The organism is Flavobacterium fluviale, from assembly GCF_003312915.1.
GTDB lineage: Bacteria > Bacteroidota > Bacteroidia > Flavobacteriales > Flavobacteriaceae > Flavobacterium > Flavobacterium fluviale.
Map to the genome: position 1 here is coordinate 3,658,246 of NZ_CP030261.1, position 24,533 is coordinate 3,682,778.

General features: G+C 34.9%; 20 protein-coding genes. 10 read left to right on the forward strand and 10 right to left on the reverse strand.

Going from position 1 to position 24,533, the window contains the following annotated elements; all coding sequences use genetic code 11:
* Positions 1-7: 7 nt before the first annotated feature.
* From HYN86_RS16110 to HYN86_RS16120, 3 genes are read right to left on the reverse strand one after another with little or no spacing between them, the layout of a single operon-like run.
* Positions 8-1,576 (reverse strand): MFS transporter, encoded by a 1,569-nt coding sequence (locus HYN86_RS16110; RefSeq protein WP_113678962.1) that lies wholly within the window; start codon positions 1,574-1,576, stop codon positions 8-10.
* A 3-nt stretch (positions 1,577-1,579) separates the two neighbouring features.
* Complete coding sequence (locus HYN86_RS16115) at positions 1,580-2,641, reverse strand: HlyD family secretion protein (RefSeq protein WP_113678963.1); 1,062 nt, start codon at positions 2,639-2,641, stop codon at positions 1,580-1,582.
* A 10-nt stretch (positions 2,642-2,651) separates the two neighbouring features.
* A complete protein-coding gene (locus HYN86_RS16120; protein WP_113678964.1) occupies positions 2,652-3,974 on the reverse strand; it encodes a TolC family protein in 1,323 nt (440 codons plus the stop codon).
* A gap of 217 nt (positions 3,975-4,191) precedes the next feature.
* Between HYN86_RS16120 and HYN86_RS16125 the strand changes: the two genes are divergently transcribed.
* Together HYN86_RS16125 and HYN86_RS16130 are read left to right on the forward strand one after the other, a co-directional pair.
* The gene (locus tag HYN86_RS16125; RefSeq protein ID WP_113678965.1) at positions 4,192-4,584 is read left to right on the forward strand and encodes a hypothetical protein; all 393 of its coding nucleotides are present in this window, start codon (positions 4,192-4,194) and stop codon (positions 4,582-4,584) included.
* Positions 4,585-4,649: 65 nt separating this feature from the next.
* Positions 4,650-5,429 (forward strand): bestrophin-like domain, encoded by a 780-nt coding sequence (locus HYN86_RS16130; RefSeq protein ID WP_113678966.1) that lies wholly within the window; start codon positions 4,650-4,652, stop codon positions 5,427-5,429.
* 24 nt (positions 5,430-5,453) lie between these two features.
* On the opposite strand, the gene HYN86_RS16135 is transcribed toward HYN86_RS16130, so the two are convergent.
* Positions 5,454-7,172: an FAD/NAD(P)-binding protein gene (locus tag HYN86_RS16135; protein WP_113678967.1), complete on the reverse strand. Its 1,719-nt coding sequence runs from the start codon at positions 7,170-7,172 to the stop codon at positions 5,454-5,456.
* 413 nt (positions 7,173-7,585) lie between these two features.
* Between HYN86_RS16135 and HYN86_RS21080 the strand changes: the two genes are divergently transcribed.
* Together HYN86_RS21080 and HYN86_RS16140 are read left to right on the forward strand one after the other, a co-directional pair.
* Entirely contained in the window at positions 7,586-7,738 is a 153-nt protein-coding gene (locus HYN86_RS21080; protein ID WP_205334609.1) for a hypothetical protein, read from the forward strand.
* A 90-nt stretch (positions 7,739-7,828) separates the two neighbouring features.
* The gene (locus HYN86_RS16140) at positions 7,829-8,341 is read left to right on the forward strand and encodes a PRC-barrel domain-containing protein (protein ID WP_113678968.1); all 513 of its coding nucleotides are present in this window, start codon (positions 7,829-7,831) and stop codon (positions 8,339-8,341) included.
* 174 nt (positions 8,342-8,515) lie between these two features.
* Here HYN86_RS16140 and HYN86_RS16145 read toward each other — a convergent pair whose 3' ends face one another.
* The 5 genes from HYN86_RS16145 to HYN86_RS16165 all read right to left on the reverse strand — a co-directional run bounded on the left by HYN86_RS16145 (position 8,516) and on the right by HYN86_RS16165 (position 13,406).
* Positions 8,516-9,145: a YciE/YciF ferroxidase family protein gene (locus tag HYN86_RS16145; RefSeq protein ID WP_113678969.1), complete on the reverse strand. Its 630-nt coding sequence runs from the start codon at positions 9,143-9,145 to the stop codon at positions 8,516-8,518.
* A 136-nt stretch (positions 9,146-9,281) separates the two neighbouring features.
* Positions 9,282-9,464 (reverse strand): hypothetical protein, encoded by a 183-nt coding sequence (locus tag HYN86_RS16150; RefSeq protein ID WP_113678970.1) that lies wholly within the window; start codon positions 9,462-9,464, stop codon positions 9,282-9,284.
* Between the two features lie 181 nt (positions 9,465-9,645).
* Positions 9,646-11,883 carry a xanthine dehydrogenase family protein molybdopterin-binding subunit gene (locus HYN86_RS16155; protein ID WP_113678971.1) on the reverse strand — a complete coding sequence of 746 codons (2,238 nt, stop codon included), beginning with the start codon at positions 11,881-11,883 and terminating at the stop codon, positions 9,646-9,648.
* Between the two features lie 25 nt (positions 11,884-11,908).
* On the reverse strand, positions 11,909-12,928 hold the full coding sequence (locus HYN86_RS16160) for an FAD binding domain-containing protein (protein ID WP_113678972.1): 1,020 nt from the start codon (positions 12,926-12,928) through the stop codon (positions 11,909-11,911).
* On the reverse strand, positions 12,921-13,406 hold the full coding sequence (locus HYN86_RS16165; RefSeq protein ID WP_113678973.1) for a (2Fe-2S)-binding protein: 486 nt from the start codon (positions 13,404-13,406) through the stop codon (positions 12,921-12,923). Before HYN86_RS16165 ends, HYN86_RS16160 begins: the two co-directional genes overlap by 8 nt.
* Before the next feature lie 278 nt (positions 13,407-13,684).
* On the opposite strand from HYN86_RS16165, the gene HYN86_RS16170 reads away from it, so the two are divergent.
* Both HYN86_RS16170 and HYN86_RS16175 read left to right on the forward strand, forming a co-directional pair.
* A complete protein-coding gene (locus HYN86_RS16170) occupies positions 13,685-14,344 on the forward strand; it encodes a DUF6766 family protein (protein WP_113678974.1) in 660 nt (219 codons plus the stop codon).
* 45 nt (positions 14,345-14,389) lie between these two features.
* Complete coding sequence (locus tag HYN86_RS16175; protein ID WP_113678975.1) at positions 14,390-16,570, forward strand: hypothetical protein; 2,181 nt, start codon at positions 14,390-14,392, stop codon at positions 16,568-16,570.
* A 66-nt stretch (positions 16,571-16,636) separates the two neighbouring features.
* On the opposite strand, the gene HYN86_RS16180 is transcribed toward HYN86_RS16175, so the two are convergent.
* Positions 16,637-18,058 carry an SDR family oxidoreductase gene (locus HYN86_RS16180; RefSeq protein WP_113678976.1) on the reverse strand — a complete coding sequence of 474 codons (1,422 nt, stop codon included), beginning with the start codon at positions 18,056-18,058 and terminating at the stop codon, positions 16,637-16,639.
* A gap of 365 nt (positions 18,059-18,423) precedes the next feature.
* On the opposite strand from HYN86_RS16180, the gene HYN86_RS16185 reads away from it, so the two are divergent.
* The 4 genes from HYN86_RS16185 (at position 18,424) to HYN86_RS16200 (ending at position 24,530) form a co-directional block, all read left to right on the forward strand.
* The gene (locus tag HYN86_RS16185) at positions 18,424-19,935 is read left to right on the forward strand and encodes a PAS domain-containing sensor histidine kinase (protein WP_113678977.1); all 1,512 of its coding nucleotides are present in this window, start codon (positions 18,424-18,426) and stop codon (positions 19,933-19,935) included.
* Between the two features lie 120 nt (positions 19,936-20,055).
* Positions 20,056-20,514, forward strand: a complete 459-nt coding sequence (locus HYN86_RS16190; RefSeq protein ID WP_113678978.1) for a hypothetical protein — start codon at positions 20,056-20,058, stop codon at positions 20,512-20,514.
* 425 nt (positions 20,515-20,939) lie between these two features.
* Positions 20,940-23,384 carry a TonB-dependent receptor gene (locus HYN86_RS16195; protein WP_113678979.1) on the forward strand — a complete coding sequence of 815 codons (2,445 nt, stop codon included), beginning with the start codon at positions 20,940-20,942 and terminating at the stop codon, positions 23,382-23,384.
* Positions 23,385-23,423: 39 nt separating this feature from the next.
* Positions 23,424-24,530: a PepSY-associated TM helix domain-containing protein gene (locus tag HYN86_RS16200; RefSeq protein WP_113678980.1), complete on the forward strand. Its 1,107-nt coding sequence runs from the start codon at positions 23,424-23,426 to the stop codon at positions 24,528-24,530.
* Positions 24,531-24,533 lie beyond the last annotated feature (3 nt).

Below are 24,533 nucleotides of genomic sequence, written 5' to 3' on the forward strand. Positions count from 1 at the left end.
ATAGGTTTTAGATAGGTATAGGTTCTGTCTCTACTCTTCCAAGTGGTCTTCGCCAAAGTTTAAACAGTAAGATTATTAAAATAGGAAAAAAACAAACTGCCGACATTACAAGGTAAATATCTTTGTAAGCTAATAACATAGCTGCCTGCGCACTTTTGTTGGTAAGACTTTTTTCTGCCATTTTTTGTGCCTGTGCTTCGGACATTCCTTTATACAAAAAGTTTCTCTTAGCGCCTGCTATTTGCTTTTGTGCGTCTTGGTTTACTGCCGAAAACTGCTGTGTAATTCCCATTTTGTGCTGTATGTTTAAACCTGAAACAAACGTTCCTAAAACGGCACTTCCTAATAAACCTGCAAAAACTGCCTGAGCAATAATGCCGCTCATCATTCTGGATGTACTGAGTCTAGGCGGTACTTTCTCTGAAATATACAGCAGCGAAACAGGAAAAAGAAACCCCATTCCCAGTCCTTTAAAAATCAGCGGAAGAAAAAAATCTACGGTATCTATACCTGGATAAAACCTAAAGAAAAGTATGACATGATAAAATCCGTAGCAGGCAAAACCCATTATCCAGATAGTAGCCAGATAAGTTCTTTTGAATAAAAGATAAGTGCACAGGGGTATTGAAACAAACAAACCAATTAACAAAGCGAGATGAGTCTCTGCACCTGTAACCGAATCAAAACCTAAAACATTGGTCATATAACCCGTAACAACACTTCCTGTGCCATTGATGATGCCAATATAAAACATTATAAATGTTCCTATAACTACATTTTTATAACGATAAACATCTGGGTCAATTATAGGATCTGTTGTAAAACGTGTATGCAATACATAAATTCCAAAAAGTATTAATAATATAGCTGATGCGAGTGAGATTTTAGGATCATTAAACCAGTTTCTGCTTTGCCCTTCAGCGCTGAGAAATAAAATAACCATAAAAAATAAAATCATGATCAGCCAGCCTCTCCAGTCAAATTGAAATTTAGTTTTCATGGGCGCTGCATCAACTTTATAAAAATACCAGGCTAAGATAATACAGATTAAAAAATTGATATTCAAAAAATAAATTCCAAATTTCCAATCGTAAATACTGGTAAAATGAGCTCCAAGATACTGGTATAAATGCTGGCTTCCTTTTTGAATAAACTGAAGAATTCCGTACAGCAAAGCCATATTAAAACCGGGATTGTATTTCAATATAATAGGCACCATAGAGGCAAAAATTCCAATTACGGAAACTATTCCTAAGAGTGAACGCCAAAACGTAAACCACTCTATACTATTTGCATACAAAGAAGCTGTATTAAATAAAATAGATAAAAAACTAGCAGACAATATCATCGTTTTTACTTTTATCTGCTTTCCTAATTTTAATCCCAAAGGCATAAAAGCCAGCATCACAAAAATTGGAATATAAATAGAATATGTAAAAACAGTTGTCGATGCGCCAAAATGACCTAGAATTTGAGAATTATCATAAGTCGTAACATTGAGTCCGTTAAAGAAAGGAATAGTCAGAATGTATAATCCGATCAGCGTAAAAAAACTTGCTTTCTTGCCTGCAAACATATTTTATTTTTTTACTTCAACAGTTACATTCATTCCTGGTTTTACTTCGGCTAAATCTGCTGCGGCAGTTTCAAATTCTATTTTAACTGGAATCCTTTGTGTTATTTTTACAAAGTTTCCCGTTGAGTTATCAGGTTCAACCATAGAAAATTTAGCGCCAGTTGCGGGAGAGAAACCTGTAACTTTCCCTTTAAACTGTTTTCCGTCAAGAGCATCAATCGTTATTAAGACCTGCTGGCCTGTTTTAATTTTTCTAATTTGAGTTTCTTTAAAATTAGCAGAAACCCATAATTTTTGATTTAGTACAATCGTAGCAATAACCTGATTAGCATTTATTAATTCACCAATTGATAAATTACGTTCACCAGCAATGCCGTCTGCGGGGGCCGTTATGTGCGTGTACGATAACTGCAGTTTTGCAGCTTCAAGGTCAGCCTCTTTACGCGCAACAGAAGCTCTTGCTGCTTCGAGATTTATACCACTTTGTTTGGTAACAGAATTACCTGCTTCTAAGCTTTTGCTTCCTGCTTTAAAATATGCTTCTTCTGATCTCAGTTTTGATGCCGCCTGATCGTATTGATTTCGGGTCACGGCAGAATCTGCAAACATATTCTTGAATCTCTGATAATCTTTTTGTGCCTTTTCCAGACTCGCCAGATCTCCTGCTAATTTTTCTTTAGCTGCAGATTGATTGGATGATGAAGTAACTATTGTCTGCTGGAGCGAATGCAAATTTCCTTTGGCTATAGCCAGATCAGCTTCAGCCTGCCTTACTTTTATAAGATATTCAGAATCATCCAAAATCACAATCGTATCTCCTTTGTGCAGGAGCTGATTGGTTTCGAAACGAATTTCTTTAATATGTCCCGATGCCCTTGCAGAAACATTATTAATATAAGCTTCGACCTGAGCATTATTCGTGGTTTCATAATTACTGAAGTCAAAAAACAAACTCAAAATCCAAAATCCTCCCGCGGCCAGAAAAATGAATGAAATAATAGTTAGGATCGTATTTCTCTTTTTATCCTTTTGAACTGTTTCAGCGGGTTTATTTTCTTCGCTCATACTATTAGTTTTAAAGTTTACCCATTGCAAACTGCAGGGAATAATACTGAATGATTAAATCTAAATTGGCATTTACAAGTGAAATTTTAGAGTTATTCAACTGCAGTTCAGCATCGACCATATCACTTATTAAGGCAAAATCGTTATCGTATCTGCTTTTTACAATTTTATAATTGCTAAATGAAAGCTCAACATCTTTTTTATAGGTGGTGATATTTCTTTTGCTTTCTTCATATTTGATAAATGCCGTTTTAACCTCGCTTTCGATTTGATTTTTTACCTCATCGAGTGCGACGGTGCTTTTATCAATTTGTAATTTGTCAGCCCTAATACGATGTTTGATTCCGTAAAAACTGGAAACATCCCAGTTTAAAGAAAGACCAGCTGCCCAATAGTTAATAATATTTACATAATTTGGCCACTGCGCGGGATATTCTGTATTCAATATAAGATTGGTATTGATACTCGGAAAAAAACCACTTTTAGAGATATTCAAATTTGATTCTGATAATTCTATTCCTATTGCCGCGCGCTTGATCTCTTCTCTGTAAAGAAACGCCTCCGACAGACTGTATTGAAGTTTTACCTCTTCTAATGGAATCGTATTTTCTTCTACCACAGGTTTTAAAATCGTATTGGTCGGAAGACCGATTAGTATATCTAAATAAGTGCTGACCAACTCGATATCGTTTGTGTTTTTAAAAACTGAAACCTTAAAGTTAGACTGCTGTAATTCTGTCCTAAGCAGATCGCTTTTTAAATTCTGTCCGTTATCAACACGCGATTTTAATTGTTTTAGTCTTAAATCTGTATTTACAATATTCTGTTTTGTAACTTCAATTTGCCTGTATAATTTTTCGAGAGTAAAATAATAAGTTGTAATTGCATTTTTGATTTCTGCCTGGGTCATTCTCACTGCCGATTCTTCCATCTTACTAAGAAGTTTCTGCTGTTCAATTTTCCCTTCGATTATGCCGCCACTGTATAATGGCATAGAAGACACGATATTGGCAAACGCCTGATGATTAAAATAATCTACCGTTATACTGTTTTCGTAAAAACCTTCGTATAATTTTGGGTTTCCTATATACGTGTAACCACCGTTTATTCCAATACGGGGTACTTTCGCCATCTTTGCCTGACTGACATTTTCGTTTGCAATTTTAGCAGCAGTAACAGCCATTTTAAGCTGGCGGTTATTTTCTAAACCCAATAAAAGAGCTTCTTCAAGCCTTATCACTTTTGCGCCGTTAATGCTGTCTTTTTGAGGAAAAGCCTGAAGCGGATTAATGCATAACAAAAACAAATAAAAAAATGCTTTTTTGTTCAACATACAGGTCGTTTATTTTTTAGTTTAACACACTAATTATCAAAAAACTGACTCAATTTTAAAAAATATTCTCGAGAGAAAATAAATGCTTTAGGCGTGGATGGGCTGAATTTAAAGGATTAACATAAAATTTTGTTAAAATATTCTTTTATAAATGTAGTAAATATTTCGATATATTAAAATAAATCACTAATATTGAATAACTTAAAACCTAAAAAATATGTTTATAGAACTTGCTCTAACCGGAAAATTCATTATAGATATTGTTAAAAGATTGAGAAATGACAAGACATTTCGAACTTTAGGATTTTTACTTTTTGTTTTAATTTTAGTCGGGACAATGTTTTTCTGGCTTGTTGAAGATCTTCCATTTCTAAAAGCACTCTCGTACTCTGTAGGCACCCTCTCTATGAACAGTCCTTATGACCGCAGTTTTACATTTTCGACAATTGGTGTTATCTTTAATATTATATACATTTTTATAGGCGTAGGCGTATATTTAATATTTGTCATTGAAGCTGGAAGAACTATTATTGCTGCGCATGAGGAATTTGAACGAAAACAAGCAGAAAAAAAGGCACTTAAAAAAGCGAAAAAAGAAGCTGGAATATAAGTGCAATAAAAATTTATTTTTGTTTTTGAATAGTTATCCAGAACATAAATTCAAATAGTATATTTATGAATGCAGGCTTTTTAGATCAGACTGAGGCATGGGTTATTGCCCTGCTGCTATTTATATTAATGATTGTTTCAAGTTTTATTGGAAAAATTACAGGAAACCATATTCGTAAAAAAACTGATACAGAAGAAAAATTACCAGAAACTTCGGCTTTAATTGCTCTTCTTTTTTTCTTACTTGCATTTACATTCGGCATGAGCGGAGAACGTTATGACTCGCGAAGAAAAGTTGTCGTTGAAGAAGCAAACATCATTGGCACTGCTATACTAAGAAGTGATTTGTATCCTGATTCTACAAGAGCTTTATTTCGAAAGGATTTTAAAGACTATGTAGAAACAAGAATAGCATACTACAAAGTCGGCCCAAATGCACAAGGAATTTTAAAAGCCGACAGTTTGTCCCAGATTATTTCTGCTAAATTATGGAAAAGGGCAGCTTCCCTTTCTAAAGATCCCGTTAATTTGGCCGCTACCCAGCAGATGATTCCTGCCCTTAATGATATGATTGATGTAACCACCAGCCGGCTTACAGGCGAAAAAGCAAAAGTTCCGCCTAGCATTTTAGTGATGTTATTTTTTCTAGCAACGATCATTGCTTTCTATGGCGGTTATTCTGAAGGCCGTAAAGGTAAAGTTGACTGGCTGGTTCAGGTAGGATTCTGTCTTTTAGTTTCTTTGGTGCTTTTGTTTACTCTAGATCTGGATAGACCCCGCAGAGGTTTTGTCAATTTAGACATTCCAAATCAAACCATAATAGATCTACGGAAGAATTTCCAGTAATAACTTATTCAAATTTTATCCTAACTAATCCTGCAAAAGATCCTGAACAATTTGAAGAGAAGCAGCTTCACAAAAATCTAACCCTGAATAATCTGGATTTAAGCCGCCAATGTATGGCACTGCCATAATATAAAGATTTTTATTAAAGGCTCCATATTGGTCAATAACCTGAAAATTGTCATTAATGGCTATACCGGAAACATTCATAAAATATTCGCCAGCTTCATCTTTTTGTACAGTGTCTTTATTTTGCATAAAGGCGGTGTGACCTGCTTCATTAGATTTAAATTTTAAGCGTGCCGGGCTGATCGCTTTTTGATTCACCAGGCTCTTAAAAGGGAAATCATTGTATTGCAGATGCGGCTGTCCGATACAATCTATAAATGTTTTATAATAGACAGACTGTTTTTTATCGCTCTCATCGGTGAAGTGATATAAAATACCTCCCTCAGTCTGAGGTTCAACAGAACTGTCATCGCCTACAGGAATAAGATCCAAAACGCCCGCTTGATGGAGCGCAAGAAGTTCTTCGCATGATTTCTGAGGAACATAAGCAATTACAATCGAAATAAGCGGCTTAAGAACCTTTTGAAGTCGCTGCATATCTTCTGCCGAAAGGTATTTCGCTGGATGATTCATCGCAAAACTTAATACGCCAAGCATTTCTTTCCAATAAATCGATTCTTGTCTTTTGATAGATTTTTCCGCTTGGACATATTCGGCTCTTAGAAGCTGGAACGGATCTAAACGTTCGCGAAGTTCCATCATTTCGTCCACAAATTCTTCTATTGATAAATCTCTTATTTGCTCGTAAAATTTAGAATCCCTTTCGCGGAAAATCTCTTTAAAATTCTTTTCAAAAATAAAATCAAGCGATAAAAAGCCATTGTTATTTTTTCGGTGTTCATCTATCTCTTCTTTCGTAAGCAGGGAATCATTTGATAGATGAGAATCTTCTAAATGAAATCGTACAGCTGGAAGCATGCCGCTTCTGGAATGCATCATAATTTTAAACTCACTGCTTTCAGGAAGTACTTTAAAATGTAAGCCTCCGTTTTCATCAAATTCAAAAGATCCGTTATGTCTCGCCATAGTTCGAACAGCATCTATAGCGGTTAATGAAGAGCCTTTAACTGCTACAGCATGATTAAGGCGCTGAATTAATTTTTGAGGAGGATATGGCGCATCATAATAACCTGGAATTTTTCCTTCATGCGATTTAGGCCAGTTGTGTCCTGTGCAGATAATAGCAAAATCAAACTCTTTGATTTGCCCATCGGTAGTTTCAACCTCAACAGTATTGGATTTCAAATCATATTTAATATCAGCCACTATAGTTTGAAAATGTATTTGCGTATTAATTCCTGCTTTAGAAGCCGTTTTGCAGAGCATATCAAATTGTGCTGCGAGATATTCACCAAAAAGTAATCTTGGAAATACTTTGTAATCATTAAATTTATTGGGATCAATATTGAATCTTTTCAGCAATTCTTCGGGTGCGTGATGTATCCATTCTGACATTGGCGTAACAATATCTGGGACTTCATTTCCAGAAACATTTGTAATATGTTCGTTATTTGCTCCTTCCGTGCTGTAAGGCATTCCAGACCCAAGCTGGGCTTTTCGTTCAAATATTTCTACATCAAAATCGTTCTTCCCTGATTCCACCAGACGCTTGTACATAAAAAGCCCGCTTGGACCACCGCCTAAAATTGCAATTCTCTTTTTACTGTTATTATCCATTACATTCTCTTATTAAGGAATTCAAATATTTATGTTCAAATAAAAACGCCTCAAATTTAGATTGAGACGTCTTTATGCTTTTTTAGTTTTCGGATTGTTAATTCTATTAACTGTGATGCATAAAACATCCATTATTTAAGTTTTAACGATGCCATTTTTAAACAGTTAAATTTAAATCAATTTCCAATTGTGCATTTACATAATTCTGATTAAAAAATTATATGATATCACTTTTCATTGTTAACGCTTTTTCTTTGATCCAGTTAGATTAAATCAACCCTAACTATTAGATTATCAATAAGTCTACTGGGAATTGTGTAACATACTCTTGAAATTAAATACATTGTAAAGTAATCTCATTTGTACCTTTAATAGTAATTTAAAACTATTTTATAATCAAAAAATAATACGTTATGGCAGAAATAAAAATTGAGAAAAAGAAACCAATATGGCCTTGGATTGTAGCACTTTTGATAATCGGAGCGCTTGTATACTATGTGTTCCTGAAAGATCATGAAACTCAAAGTGAAAGTACTATAGAAATTGAAAATACTAGTGCTCAATAATACTTACTACACTGTGAAAACCTCTCATCCATTTTGATGTGATTTTCCAGCAGTTAGAAAGAAAATAATATTTATTAAAAAAAAGAATTTATGGAAAATAAACATAAAAATTTATACAGATTGGATGAACTTTCTGATTATAAGATAGCTTCAAATTATTCAGACGTTAGAGGATGGAAAATAGTAGATGCGGATAACCGCACTATAGGCACAATTGATAACCTATGGGTTAATAAAGATATGCAGCGCGTTGTTTACCTAGATGTAAAAATAGATAAATCACTAGTTGATGATACCCGTAATGAGGTTCATGATGTTTTAGCAAGTGATAATGGAAAGGAATTTATCTATCAGGATGGAGACAGCCACATTATTGTACCAATTGGAACTGTTAGCATAAATAAAGACACCAAAATTGTAATGGCTAATACGATCGGCTATGAAACTTTTAGAAATACAAGCAGATACAGCAGACAGCATAATTTTGATAGAAACTATGAAAGAAGTGTAATGAAATCTTACTACCCTGAAGAAGATTCAACTTTTCTATCAGATAGTGACGATGACACTTTTTACAACCGCAGAGAATTTGACAATAGATAATTATTTACCTATAAGGAATCAAATCATAAAATACACTAAAGGCCAAACGTTTAAATATGTTTGGCCTTTTTTATTGCTGTTAAACAGTAATGATTTTCTCTCTATTAGAATAAAAAAAAACCGCACTAAATAGAAGTGCAGGTTTTATAAAAGTTATCGCTAAAGAAGCTCCGATTATTTTTCATCGGCTGCGTTAGCATCAAAGTTGATTGTGTTGTAAGCTGCTTCTGTAAGCAGTGTATCAGCTTCTTTTTCTTCAGCTAATGTTTTTTCTAACAGTAATACTGCATCATCTTCTCCAAGAGTAGAAGCGAACGCTGCAAGTGTTCCGTAAGTAGCAATTTCGTAATGCTCTATTTTTTGTGAAGCGGCGATAATTCCTGCATCACGTACTGGTCCTTTTTCAGTTTCTTCCATGATACTTTCGCCTTCTTTGATAAGACCTTCCATAGCATCACATTTTTTAGCCGCAGCTTTCTCTCCTACCGACTTAAAAACTTGTTCCAATCTTGTAACTTGTTTTTCTGTAACCGCAAGGTGATCGTTAATAGCTGCAATCAAATTTTCTGATGTTGCATTTTTAGCCATCTTAGGAAGTGCTTTTACTAATGCTTTTTCAGCCCAGTAAATATCTTTCAATGAGTCGTTAAATAATTCTCTCAATCCATCAGCTGCTGACGGTTTTGCTTTTACCGCACCTTTAGAAGCCGCTGTGGTTTTAGCTGCTGTAGTTTTTGATTTCGCTGCTGGAGATGCTCCAGTACTTTTTTTTGCCGTAGCTGTATTTTTTTCTGCAGTTTTCATAATTTTTAATTTTTAGATTATTGTCAAATTTACAATGCTGTTGCTTAATGATTTTACAGCTTTCTTTTAGTTCTTTACAGTATTCAAATCTTTTTAAAATCCTCAAATACTTACAATTAGCAAATTGCTTATAAGTTTAGGATGATTGTTTTTCATCAGCATCAAAAAGCTGCGATTCCATAAATTTTCCTGTCATAATATTTCCCTGTTCATCTTCCCATTGTGTCACAATATTTTCAATTAACTCGGGTTCAAAATCAATAATTTTCATTACCTGGCTGCCAAATTCTTGACGTACCTCCTGTCCTACTTTAAACATGATCTTAGTTTTTTATGATTATAAAATAAGTCGCTGCCGCAACAATTACTTTTAAAATATTTCTTGTATGCATTTAATGATATGCAGGTTAAAATTACTCAGATTCTTTTCTGTGCTCTTATATTATTATAATGCTTTATTATATTTTCTTTAGTTTCCCAAAAAAATGAAAGACTTTGAATTACAAAAGCTTATCTAAGTGAATGGGCAGATCATTTATACGTTTACCTGTGGCATGAAATATAGCATTTGCTATAGCTGGAGGCATTCCAACAACACCAATTTCTCCTACTCCTTTTACACCTAAATCATTCACAAATTGATCTTCTTCCTCCACAAAAATCACGTCGAGATCATGGATATCCGCATGAACAGGGATGTGATATTCTGCTAAATTGGCATTCATATATTTTCCAAATTGATGGTCCAGAATAGTTTCCTCATGGAGCGTTTTGCTGATTCCCCAGATCATGCCGCCCAGAATCTGGCTCTCTGCGGTTTTGGGATTAATAATTTTTCCAGCCGCTACAGCTGTTACTGCTCTTTTTACTTCTATTACTCCTAATTCTTCATCTACTTCAACCTCTACAAAAACAGCACTGTGAACCGCTTTCGCTTTTTTTCCATAAGTAAGCGGATTGGGCATTGAAGTGGAGGTTGTTTGTATTGGTTTTCCTTCATTGTAATTGAAAATTTCATTGATGTTAAATTTCACTTCAGGATTATTTTTTGCTATAATGAATCCGTTACTAAAAGTTACATCTTCAAACTTCACTTCACTCAAAACCGAATTCTCTAAATATTTAGCTTTTTCAAATAATTTCTTATTAAGTGACTTGCAGGCTGCTTTAACAGCTGGGCCTACAGTCGCGGTAGTAAAGGAACCTCCTTGTATTGGCGCAAATGGCATCTTACTATCTGCATATGAAAAAGTAATACCTTCTAAAGGAAGGCCCAATTCATCTGCTGCAATTTGAGTCATAATGGTCATTGTGCCTGTTCCAATATCGGTTACAGCGCTTTTAATTTCAACTTTTCCGTCTTTATTCATTATTGCCTGTACTCTGGCTAGAAGTCTGTTAGAATCCCAAATTCCTGTAGCCATTCCATAACCAACTAATTTACTGCCCCTTTTCATGCTTCGAGGTTCAGGGTTTCTTTTATCCCATCCAAATTTTTCGGCACCTTGCAGGTAACATTTTCGGAGTTCTTTACTCGAATATTCTTTATCTGAACTTTTATCTTTTTCAGAATAATTAATAAGTCTAAATTCAACGGGATCCATGTTTAACTTATAAGCAAGATCATCCATAGTTATTTCGATGGCATGCATTCCTGTACTGCCTCCGGGCGCACGCATGTCAAGAGGAGAATAGACATCCAGCGGTACAAGCTGATGTTCCAGCAGTGTATTATCAGCAGGATACAGCATGTTCGCCCAATTGACTACTATTTCAATATAATCTTCAAACTGGGAAGTTTCTGCTATCGCTTTATGATACATTGCATTTACTCTTCCCTTCTCGTCTGCTCCAAACTTGGTCAATTGAATCGTGGGCGGTCTGTGTCCGAAAGTATACATCTGTGCTCTATCAAGCGTAACCCTTACATTTCTTTTTAGGGCAAGAGAAGCCATAACAGCCATAAACAGCTGATATTGCGGACGAAGTCCCGAACCAAAACCACCACCGACAAAAGGCGCAATAACCTGCACATTTTTCATTTTTAAACCAAAAACATTGGCTACATACATCTGCGAGTTAATCGTTCCCTGAGTTTTGTCGTATATTTTTAGTTTGTTTTTGCCTTCATAAACTACAGTTGTTGCAAACATTTCCATCGGATTATGATGTTCTGTTCCGTGCTTAAATTCTCCTGAACTTTGAACAAAAGAATTTTCATACGCTTCCTGAAAATTTCCAATTGGTTTTGGCGGAGGAGGTTTAAGCATTGAGGCAAGACCTTTCTTAGCGTCTCTCGCTTTATGTAGATTAGCTTCTAAACTTGTTTCAAATTCTTCTTCTTTATAGGCAAACTTAATTTGTGTCGCGGCATACCGTGCCATTTCAAACGTTTCGGCAACTACTAAAGCAATCGGCTGACCGTTATATTTTATTTCATCATCTTTAAATGGCTTAAAAACCGTTCCTGGAGGCGCATCCATATCTGCATATTGAAAATCAAACCATGCTGTCGAAGGCTTATTTTCATGGGTAAAAATTTCAATTACACCCTCTAAGGCTTTTGCATCTGTCGTATCAATAATTGCTATTCTTCCTTTTGTAATAGTACTGTTTACAACATAGCCGTACAATAGATCCGATGTTTCATACTCACCAGCATATTTCGCACTTCCTGTAACTTTCAAACGGCCTTCTAAACGGCTGACCGGTTTTCCTATTGAAGATGATTGTATCATTTTTTTAAATTTAAATTATAGTGATTTACAATGAAGGTTTTGCGCCAGGACGCTGTGAATCTGGCATTAACGCCATAAGGCAATTACGGACAATAGCTCTTTTAGCCAGTTCAATTTTAAAGGAATTATGTTCGTAACCTTTCGCTCCCTCCAAAATAATATGAGCTGCCTGAGAAAAGTTTTCTCTATTTGGTTCTTTATCTTTTAAAAAATCTTCAGCCTCTTTAACTCTCCAGGGTTTGTGGGCTACGCCTCCCAATGCGATTCTAGCTTCCTTAATAATCCCGTTTTGAATATCAAAACCAGACGCAACTGAAACCAGTGCGAAAGAATAGGAACTTCTATCTCTGATTTTTAAATAGGAATAGTTTTTTTCAAAACCTTTTTCTGGAAGATCAATACTTGTAATTATTTCTCCGTGCTTCAGATTATTATCAATATTAGGCGTATCTCCAGGAAGTCTATGAAATTCGGCGAAAGCCAAAACCCGTTCCCCTTCTGGACCGTTTATATTAACCTTAGCATCTAATGCCGCCAAAGCAACGCACATATCAGAAGGAAAAACAGCAATACAATTTTCGCTCTGTCCCAAAATAGCATGAATTCGATTATAACCTTTTATTGCGGAACAGCCAGAACCAGGATCGCGCTTGTTGCAGGGTGTACTGGTATCATAGAAATAATAACATCTTGTACGCTGCATCAGGTTCCCGCCATTGGTGGCCATGTTTCTAATTTGTGCAGATGCTCCAGCCAATATTGCTTTGGACAATAAAGGATAGCGCTCCTCAATTATAGGATCATAAGCTGTTGCTGCATTAGTATGTAAAGCTCCAAGCCGAACACCACCTTCTTCCAGACGAGTAATTGAATTATTTTCTATTATTGGATTGATATCAACGAGTTTATCTGCTTTAGTAATAAAGTACTTTAGCAGATCATTTATATTGGTTCCACCCGCAACAATTTTATTTCGAATATCTCCGTTGATTTCTAAAACTGCCTGATCGGCGGTAGAAACTTTTGTATAAGAAAAATTATTCATAACGCCCTCCTTCCTTCACTTCCATAATTGCATTAATAATTCCTTTACTAGCCCCACATCGGCATAGATTGCCACTCATTAATTCTTGAACTTCTTCTCTCGTTTGTGCTTTTCCTTCTTGCAGCATTCCTACAGCACTACAGATCTGACCTGGTGTACAGTAACCACATTGAAAAGCATCATGATCTATAAAAGCCTGCTGTATTGGGTGCAGCTGTTCTCCATCTGCAATTCCCTCGATTGTAGTTATATTGCTGCCATCTTTCATAACTCCTAATGTGAGGCAGCTTAATATTCTTTTGCCATCTACTAAAACAGTACAGGCGCCGCACTGACCATGGTCACATCCTTTTTTAGTTCCTGTAAGATGAATTTCTTCACGCAGAACATCCAGCAGGGAAACCCAAGGTAAAAGTTTTAAGTTATACGATATTCCATTTACAACCAGCGAGGTAGAATGTGTTTCATTTGTTTTCATAAGAAGATCATTTGAAGTGAGAAGAATTATTGAGATTAAAATTACTTCTATTACGTAACAAAGAATTATACTATTATGACGTCTTATTACAGAACTTCTACTACTTATTTATTCTCTAAATTTCCAATTCTAAAAAGTACAGCATCTTTTTAGAACATATCACAAAACATCCTCATTATAAATACCTTAACCAACATAATAATATAAATCATTATTTTAATTCTGTAATAATTTCTGATTGGCATTTATCAAATTTGTTTAAAATTAAAGTAAAGCACATGAAAAAGTTTTTACGTTATAATGGTCTTTCTATCTGCTTTTTAATCTTATTTTTAGGAGCAATGATAGGTCAGACTATATTTGGCTTTTTGGAACACAATAAGGAGTTGGCAGAATTCGGAATTCCTGCCATAAGTTTATCAGATTATCTTGTTTCAGGCCATTTCATTCAGTCTACTTTTGAAAATTGGGAAAGCGAATTTCTTCAAATGGCGCTTTTTGTTTTACTAACCATTTTTCTAATGCAGAAAGGTTCTTCTGAATCTAAAGATCTGGACAAAGAGGAAGAAGTCGATAAAGAACCTTCACCCGATCGAAAAGGCGCTCCATGGCCTGTAAAAAAAGGCGGATGGATTCTTAAAATTTACAAACATTCGCTGACGATTGCTTTATTCTTACTATTTATATTTTCGTTTGTGGCTCATTTTTATGGAAGTCTTAAAGATGAAAACGAAAAATTATCACTAAAAGGTCGTCCTCTAGAATCTGCAGCACAATATCTTGGAGACTCACGATTTTGGTTTGAATCTTTTCAAAACTGGCAGAGTGAATTTTTATCGGTTTTTGCCATTGTAATTCTTTCCGTTTACTTAAGACAGATCGGCTCTTCGCAATCCAAACCTGTAGATGCACCAAATATGCAGACAGGCGAAAGCTGAAAACTATCAAAGAAATAAAACTTTTATCAATTAAAACTTTTCGTTATGCATACAGTTACAGCATGGAGCACGACGGCTCAGGCAGATATTGAAAATAGTAAAATACTTTTAGAAAAAAATATACTTAATTATACTTATCAATTTTACAATACAGGAGATTCTCTGTGGATTGTTGCCTGTTTACCCAAAAATGGCAGAGTAGCTTTTCGTGCAGCATTTGCAATGAACAGCAGTTTTAATGTAGTAAATATCTTGGATGATCAGGATACTATAACTATTGAACTTAAATGTAAATTAGGAAGTTATGAGGTGCGGATTAATTTTCCAGAGGCATCTTCTCCAATAATGCATTACACAACCACTTTTACAGCAAATGTTCCTTTAATGATTCCGTTTTGGCCTCGAGATATTGTTCCTCTTACTCAAAATGGAAAGATTGAAAACACAAATGGAAAAATACATATGGAACAATTTGGGTCTCGATCTGGACTGCTATTTGTAAGTATTACGAAACCAAAAACAGGATCTCTATTCTATTTTCAGAATCTTACTTCGTTATCTGAATACTGTGAGGCAACTCAAACAGAGTCCAAAAATACAGTTGGGGGAAACTGGCCGGAAATTGGATTTCAATTACCAATTACGGATAAGCTCCCTCTTCCTGCTGATAAATCTTTTATCATTTCCGATGCTTATATAATACTGCAGCCTGAAATAGTTGAGAAGACAGAAGATATATGTGAGCATTATTTAGAAAATCTAGTTACAATATACAAGGTGCTTAAAGAGCCTGAAATTGAATATCATAACTGGCCAGAAATTGCCCAAAATGTTCTGCGTGATTTATATCATAACAAAGGCTCATGGACACAAACTAACGGAATGCCTTATCTCAATGCCTACTTATGCGATTATGAAACACCTGCAGAAAGTATGGTGCAGCTCGCTGTTTTATCTCCTTATAAAGAATATGAGAAATGGAACGGAGATAAACATCCGCTTTACGATGAAATAATCAAAGGACTGCCTGCTTTTTATGATCCAAAGATAAACTGTATCAATAGATGGCTTCCGGCATTGGCAGCTAAACTCGATGGATCTGAAGAGCAAAAAAAGGAAATGGTAATGGATTCCTGGTATCTGCATCATCCTTTAATGAACTTGGCGAGGCTTGCTTTGCATGGAGACACAACAGCAGCAAAACTAGTTTTGGATTCTGTTGATTATGTTATTAAAGCGGCACATCATTTTAAGTACGAATGGCCTGTATTTTATAATATGGAGACCTTTGAAATATTAAAAAAAGAAACAGATCCAGGCGCAGGCGGTGAAAAAGATGTGGCTGGTGCTTATGCGCATTTGATGTTACTTCTTTTTAAACTGACAAAGGAAAAGCGTTATTTACAGGAAGCAGAAAAGGCTGCAAAAAATCTGGAAAAATATGGTCTTAATATTCTCTATCAAGCCAATAATACAGCCTTTGCGGCCGGAGCATTATTGGAATTATACAAAATAACCAAGAAGAAAATCTACCTCAATTTAAGTTATACCTGCCTTACAGGATTATTTAAAAACGTACAGCTTTACGACTGCAGATATGGATTTGGAAAAAATTATACCAATTTCTTCTCCATATTTCCACTTAATGATGCACCATATACCGCAGCTTATGAAGAATTAGAGGTTTATGCTGCTTTATCAGAATATTTTATTCAGGCAAAGGATGTTGATATTCTTCCATCTTTAAAAATACTGCTTCCGGAATTTATTAAATATGCTGTCAATAGAATTGCATATTATTATCCTCCTAAGCTTCCTAAAGAAATGCTTTCGGAAGAAGTCAAAACGGGTGAATTACAGTCGGATTTATGGGTTCCCTTGGAAGATTTATATAATGGATGGGAAAAAAGCGGACAAGTTGGACAGGAAGTTTACGGAGCTGGAATGGCTTTTGGCATTGTACCCAGACAGTACATTAAAATCGACGAAGAATTCTTAATTTTTATTGACTATCCAAATCAATTTACTAAAAGAAGAAAATCTGTGATCCTACAGCTTAATGGAGATAAAGCAATGACCTGTAATTTGAAAATTATCAAAATAAAAACCAAAAAGATTCAAATGAACGTCGAACAGGAAAGTCAAATTCTGAAACCACATCAAAAAAATGCCAACATGCACGAATACAAAGTTTCTGGACAAGGCGCTGTTAAAATTTCTTGGTAATAATAGAAATGACGATATGTCTATTTTGTTTTTCAAATTTTAGAAATTGATCATCAAAAAAGATGTCTATTTTTCCGTCAGTTTATTAATCATTCCGTTGAAAATAAATCCGTGAAAAGGCAGTACAGAATACCAGTATAGTTTACCTAGAATTCCTTTGGGTCTGAAAGTAGCTGCCTGATATAAAGTATTATGTATAATTTTAAACTCCAGCCAAGCCTCTCCTGGAAGTTTCATTTCGGCATACAGCACCAATTTTCCTTCTTTCTTATTGGCATAAACTACCCGCCAAAAATCTAATGCATCACCAGCGTGAATCTCCTTTTTATTTGTTCTTCCTCTTCTGGTGCCTACACCGCCAAAAATTTTGTCAATAAAACCACGCAGATCCCAAAGCCAGTCTGCGTAATACCAGCCTGTTTCTCCGCCTATAGACCAGATTCTAGCAATGGTATATTCTCTATCTTTAATCTCTCTTTTTCGTCGGTCAATAAAACAATTTCTTTTAGGAACTTTAAGATAGCTTGCTACGTTTCCTTTAAATCGTCCGCTTATTTGAGAATCTTTCCAGCTGGAAATTATTGCATCTTCGTTAATTTTTACCAAAGCCCTTTGCAGCGCTTCTTTGTAACTGATTGGCGTAACTCCTAATAAATTATTTATTCGGTTATCATTACATATTACCTCTACTTTCATACTGCTGACCAAAGCAGAGGCAAGTTTAAAAGAAGTAGAAGTAACAAAATACAACCAATAAGAAGATAGTTTTGGAGTCATTACCGGCACCGTAAAAATGTATCTTTTGAGTTTTTTTGCTTTAGCAAATTCCAAAAGCATCTGTTTATAAGTTAATATATCCGGCCCGCCAATATCAAAACTCTTATCGTAAACTATTGGGTTTAAAAGTGATTTTAATAAAAACTCCAAAACATCACTTATTGCGATTGGCTGGCATTTGGTATTGAGCCACTTTGGAGTAATCATAACTGGAAGTTTATCTACCAAATCTCGTATAATTTCAAATGAAGCGCTTCCAGATCCAACAATAATTCCGGCTCTTAAAGTCGTGGCAGGAATAATTCCTGCTTTTAAAATATCCTCTACAGCTTTTCGTGAAGACAAATGTTTAGACAGAGATTTGTCGTTTACAATGCCGCTCAAGTAGATTATCTGCCTGCATTTGGTCTTACTTAATTTCTCAACGAAATAATTAGCGGCAATACTTTCGAGTTCATCATAATTTGCAGCCGAACCTGACATGGAATGAATAAGATAATAGGCCGCATCAATATCGGAAGGAATGTTTTCGAGTGATTTCGGGTCTAGAAAATCTACTTCAATAATCTGAAGTTTATTTTCAAATTCCTCAGGAAAATAAAACCTGTTTTTATCCCTGACACAGCATACAACATCATGTCCTTGACGGACTAGCATTGGCATTAATCTTTTACCAATATAACCTGTTGCACCTGTTAGGAGAATTTTCATGGCATCATTACTTTAGAAAATCAAATTATTTTTGAATCAAACTAATGTACTATATCAAAATGAGATTTTAAGTATTAAAATTTAAATTGCTCAAAGCGTTTTTTCAAAATTTCTTAAAAATTGACAAATATCTTTGTTAAAGATAAGTATTTGTTTAATCTTAATAAATAAACATTAAACAAAATTTTTAAATTTATAATCACTCTAAAAGCTGAAGAATTAATTCACACGATTGCGAACAGGCATAATAAATACTTTTCAACAGGGATATATAAGCAAATTATGCAACAGTTTATCTAATTAATGTAACAAAAAATGTTTAACAAAATCCTAGATTCGCAAAACAAAAAACTAAAAAAATCGCCATGTATCAAAATATGAGGCTCTTAAAAGATATTGTTGATAATACGCCACTGCCAATTGCAGTTTATTCTGGAGAAAATCTCCGAATTGAACTTGCGAATATTGCTATGACTCAAGTTTGGGGAAAAGGTAATGATGTCGTAGGAAAAAATTATCTCGATATTCTTCCCGAAATTAGCACAGATGTTTTTTTTGATCAGGCAGTCAATGTATTGAAAACTGGAATTCCCTTTCACGCCAAAGACAAAAAAGTAGACCTGATTAGTAATGGCATCACAAAATCATATTATTTCAATTACAGCTTCATTCCTCTCACTGATGAACAGGGAGAAATATATGGTGTAATGAATACTGGTGCAGACGTAACCGATCTACATTTGGCAAAACAGCAGGTTCAAAGTGCTGAAGAAAAACTTAGAATTGCCATAGAATCTTCTGGAATGGGGACTTACGAAATAGATCTCGCTACTAATGCCATCAAAACTTCTGGAAATTTTAACTCTATCTGGTCTGTTGGATCTGAAATATCCAATGAAGACCTGATTGCAAAACTGCATCCTGATGATGTAGCTGTACGAGAGAAAGCTCATAAAGAAGCTTTACTGACTGAAAAAATCAATTATGAAGCACGAATTATAAATGATGATCAGTCCTCTAAATGGACTAAAATCAATGGTCAGATTATTAAAGATGAAAATGGCACGCCAACAACTGTAATTGGCATTATTCAGGATATTAATGAGCAGCGAAAATTTGAAGAAGAACTGAAAAAACAAGTAGCACAAAGTACCGAAGAATTAAGAAGGTCTAATGACGATTTACTGCATTTTGCCAGCGTGGTCAGCCATGATTTAAGAGAACCATTAAGAAAAATTAAAATCTTTAATGCACTTTTAAGAGATGAAAAGAACACGGATTTTACTGAAAAAAGTCAAAAATATATTTCTAAAGTAGATCAATCTGCTGAAAGGATGAATAATATAATTGAAGGAATTCTTTCTTACTCTACAGTAGATAAAAACACCCAGACCAAAGAAAAAATTGACCTTAATGAGGTTATAGAAGATATAAAAACTGATCTGGAATTGGTGATAAAAGAGAAAGGCGCTATATTAAACACAGGTAATCTTCCCGTAATAGAAGGAGCTCCTATTTTAATTACACAGCTTTTTTATAACCTGATACAAAATGCCTTGAAATTTTCAAAAGCAGACAGACCACCAAGAGTTATTATTAGATGTTATGAAACAATTCTAAATAATGAAGATGCGGTAAAAATAGTTATTAAAGACAATGGTATTGGTTTAGATGCTGCTTTTGCCGAGAGGATTTTTACTGCATTCGAAAGACTAAATTCTAAAGATCAATACGAAGGAAATGGTCTCGGTCTTGCCCTTTGCAGAAAAATAGCTAAAAGACATCACGGAACTATTACTGCTACAGGTGAAAAGGACAATGGAGCTGAATTTACAGTAATTCTTCCCTTAAAACAATCTGGGGCACAATCTATTTAAAACAACAGCGTTACTAATTAAAGCTTAAGTAATTTTTAATCAAATATTAAATTAAAATGTTAATCTTAGGCACATTTATTGTTTAACTGGTAAGTAGTAATGAATTAAAAATCGAAAATTATGAAAACTTTAAAATATTTATTGATTGGATTATTGTTCTTTTCTTTTAGTCAATCTCAGGCACAAGTAAACGTAAATGTAAATATCGGAACGCCTCCTGCATGGGGTCCTGTAGGTTATACAGATGTTCGCTATTATTATCTTCCCGATCTTGAAACTTACTATGATGTTAACACATCAAATTATGTTTATTTGAATAACGGAGCATGGGTTAGAACAAGATCACTTCCTGCTGCCTATAGAAATTACGATCTTTACAATGAATACAAAGTTGTATTGACCGACTATAGAGGAGATCGTCCTTATGATAATTTTAAAACCCATAAGGTAAAATATGCAAAAGGTTACAAAGGAAAACCACAAAAAACAATAGGTCCAAAACCTGGAAAAGGTAATGGACATCACGATAATGGAAACCATAAGGGAAATGGCAAGGGAAAAGGAAATGGGAAACATTAATGCAAAAGAGGCTTTGGGGGGCCTCTTTTTTTTTGTTCTTATAAATCTACAGCATCAGCACTTCGCTGACTACTATATAAACGCAAAAAAACTCCTTAAAAACTTAAGGAGCTTTTCGGCAGCCGGCGAGTGCCTGAGGTATGCCGTAACTAACTAAATCATTGTCCAGATCCTGCAGACGATCCTCGCCGACCCCCTGTCTTTTTCTTCATTTTCCGGATAAGAATATTATTCGTTGTTAGTACTGCTATAACAAAGTTACTGCAATACAAGGAAAAATTAGTTACAAAATATCCTTACAACATTATACTTTTTAAATGTCATTACAGTAAATACTCAACAGGATTATTTAATAAAACTATTGAATATATTATTTGTATTTAATCTAAATAAATATATATTTGCGGTCAAAATAAATAACCGCCATGAAGTTTATATTCTCACTAATGCTCTTAGGCCTCTTTAATATTGGCCTCGCACAAAATGTCACAATTACCGGAAAAATCACTTCCGAAAATAATGAAGCTGTTTCTTATGCTTCTATCTCAATCAAAACCCTTAAAAAAAACACTGTTTCCGATGACAAGGGAAATTTTGAAATCACAAATCTCGCTCCTGGAAAATACACTGTTTACTTCTCGGCAATGGGATTCACAGTGGAAGAAAGAAATGTAGAACTAATTGAAAGTCAAAATCTTGATCTTTCAATTATTTTAAAGGAAAACGTTAATACTTTACAGACTGTAGAAATTACGGGACGTAAAGAGAAATCATACCGAAACACAAAATCTTTTATAGGAGCAAAAACAGAAATTGCTTTAAAAGATTTGCCGCAAGCAGTATCGTATGCTACCAAAGAATTAATAGCCGATCAGGGTTCCATCCGCGTAGGCGAAGTAGTTAAAAACTTCAGCGGGGTAAGCCAGTTTACTTTTTATGACGATATTTCGATTAGAGGTTTTAGAATAAATGGAGGCAGTAACACTCAGTTGCTGAATGGTATGCGAACCTCTACAGGATTTTGGAAACAACCGCTTGCCAATTATTTGGAACGTGTTGAGGTTCTAAAAGGACCATCTTCTGCTTTGTTTGGAAATGCTTCTCCTGGAGGAGTTATCAACAGAGTAACCAAAAAACCTTTGGATCAGGCTGCCAACAGCGTGAGTTTTTCTACAGGAAGTTTCAATACTTTGAGAGCTTTAGCCGATTTTACAGGTCCTTTAACAGAAGATAAATCACTTTTATACCGATTGAATTTAGGTTATGAAAATGCCAATTCTTTCAGGGATTTACAATTCGATAAAAATATTGTCCTTGCTCCTTCCCTGTCTTTCCTTCCAAATGACAAAACAAGTGTCAATTTTGATTTGATTTATACGAGTTCAAAAAGTATACTAGACCGCGGCCAATCGACATACGAAGACAATTTGTATTCTACTAAAATTTCAAACTCCTTAAATTCTACCAATGATTATTTAAATGAGGAAACATATATTGTAACAACTTCACTAAACCATCAATTTACAGACCGTTTGTCATTTTCTGGATCGTACATCCGTACAGGTTATACAGAAGATCTTTTAGAGCATAGAGGTGCCAATAAATACGCATCTGCCGGTGACGGAACTACAATCCCGACTTCTATAGAAATGCAGGTTTTTATGCGTAAACGTAAACGTTATATCGATAATCTTTCGGCATTCTTTAAATACGAAGCCAAAACTGGACCATTAGACCATAACTTAATCCTGGGTTACGATTATGCGCAGGAACAAGTACCTGCCGGAGGTTCTCAATTGCAGGCAACAGGATATAGAAATGCTGCTAATACAGGATCAATTGCTACCTATAACCCTGCCAATAAAGCTAATTATTTATTGGATGCTAAAGGAAACCCAGTGCCAAACGTGGCTCATTTTGACCTGACAAACCCCTCTGCATCACAGCAGTTAAAAGACATGAGCAAGTATTTTTATGCTGCACGTCCTTTTGATCCAACTTTTTATTCTTTGTATGGAGTTTATCTTCAGGATCATATTAAGTTTGGTGCTTTTCAGGCATTAATTGGAGTGCGCTACGACGAATATACCGATAAGGAAAACTATAAGAAAGCTGCAGAAAAGAAAGTAAAACAACATTCGTTTTTACCGCGTTTTGGACTGACTTATACTCTTAATCCTAACATTAATTTGTACGGAACTTACGTAAAAGGTTACAACCCGCAGACAGCTTCTTCTTTATCAAATCCAAATGCGGGCGGACCTTTTGATCCGTTAGAAAGTAATATGATTGAATTTGGTGGAAAATCTTCATGGTTCAAAGAAAAGCTTTTTGTGACTGTTGCTCTTTTCAAAATTCAACAGAAAAACACGCTTTATCCAGCAAACGATACTGCAAATCCAGATTTAATGCGAGCAATTGGAGAAGAAGAATCGAAAGGTATTGAAATTGATTTGAATGGAAATATCACACGAAACTGGAGTATTTCTGCTGCTTATTCGTATAATGAGGCTGCAATTACTGAAAGTCCGATTGAATCTGAAATTGAAAGACAAAAACCAAACACGCCACGCCAACAGGGTAATTTATGGACACGTTACAATTTTACAGACGGAGCTCTGAAAGATTTTGGACTTGCCTTTGGAACTAATTTTGCCACTACTCGTACATTAAGCCAGACCGACACTCAAACTTTGCCAGGCTACACTTTATTTAATGCGGCATTATATTACAACATTAATAAATTTAAGATTCAGGTAAATGCCAATAATATACTGAATAAAACGTATTGGGTCGGCGGTTACGATTTTATCCGTTTGTTCCCTGGTGCGCCTTCAAACTGGCTTTTAACCTTGGGGTACTCTTTTTAAAAGCTTCATTATATTTGGAAACTATTTCCTTACTCCTACATGAATAAAACATTTAAAAAAAATATTGGATTTTTACATTTATGGCTCGGACTTGCGTCCGGGCTTATTGTATTTATAGTTGCACTTACCGGAAGCATTTTAGTTTTTGAAAAAGAAATTGATGCTTTTGTCAATCCCGAATTTTACGAAGTTTCTAGTATCGGAACAACGAAATTGCCCGTTGACCTTTATGTCGCTGCCATCAGCAAAAAATATGCAATCACAGAATTAGATCGTATTCAGACTTATCAAGATCCCAAAAGAACTGTAATTATTTCTGGAACAGATGCCGATAAAAATGACCAGATTTTTTCTGTTGATCCATACAGTGGAAAAGTTTTGGGCCAAACTGCCGAAAAAAGCAGGTTTTTTTCTGTGGTATTGGATTTACATCGTCATTTAATTTTGGGTGATGCTGGAAAATTTATTACAGGCTGCAGTTGTCTTATTTTTGTTTTTCTACTCATTTCGGGTCTTATTTTATGGTGGCCGAAAAAAATGAAAAACCTAAAGCAAAGACTGACTGTAAAATGGAGCGCTTCTTTTAAAAGAGTCAATTGGGATTTTCATTCCACATTTGGATTCTACAGCTTTTTGTTTCTTCTCACAATATCACTTACTGGACTAACCTGGTCTTTTAAATGGTTTGAATGCGGTATTTATTTATTTGCGGACGGAACCACAAAAAAACCTTCGGCTAAAGTTGAAAACCCAACAAAAGTTGATCCTAAATTGGATAAAACCTATTTCTATCAAAACATATTTTCAAAAACTGACAGTATTTATAAATATACAGGAGACACTCAAATCAGAATCCCTTCTGACACAATAAACAGTATCATGGTCATTAAACTAAATCTTGAAAAATCTATACCGAACATTTCGAGTATGGCTTATTTTGATAAATATACAGGCGAACTCTTAAAAATAAAACCTTATGAAGCGTTTAGTAATGGCGATAAAGTAAGGCGTCTTATTTATCCCATTCATACAGGAAGTATCTATGGTTATCCAACAAAAATTCTAGCTTTTTTGGTCTGTCTTTTTGCGGCGACACTGCCTATTACGGGTTTGTTGATATGGCTTGGAAGGAAGAAGAAAAAGTAACCC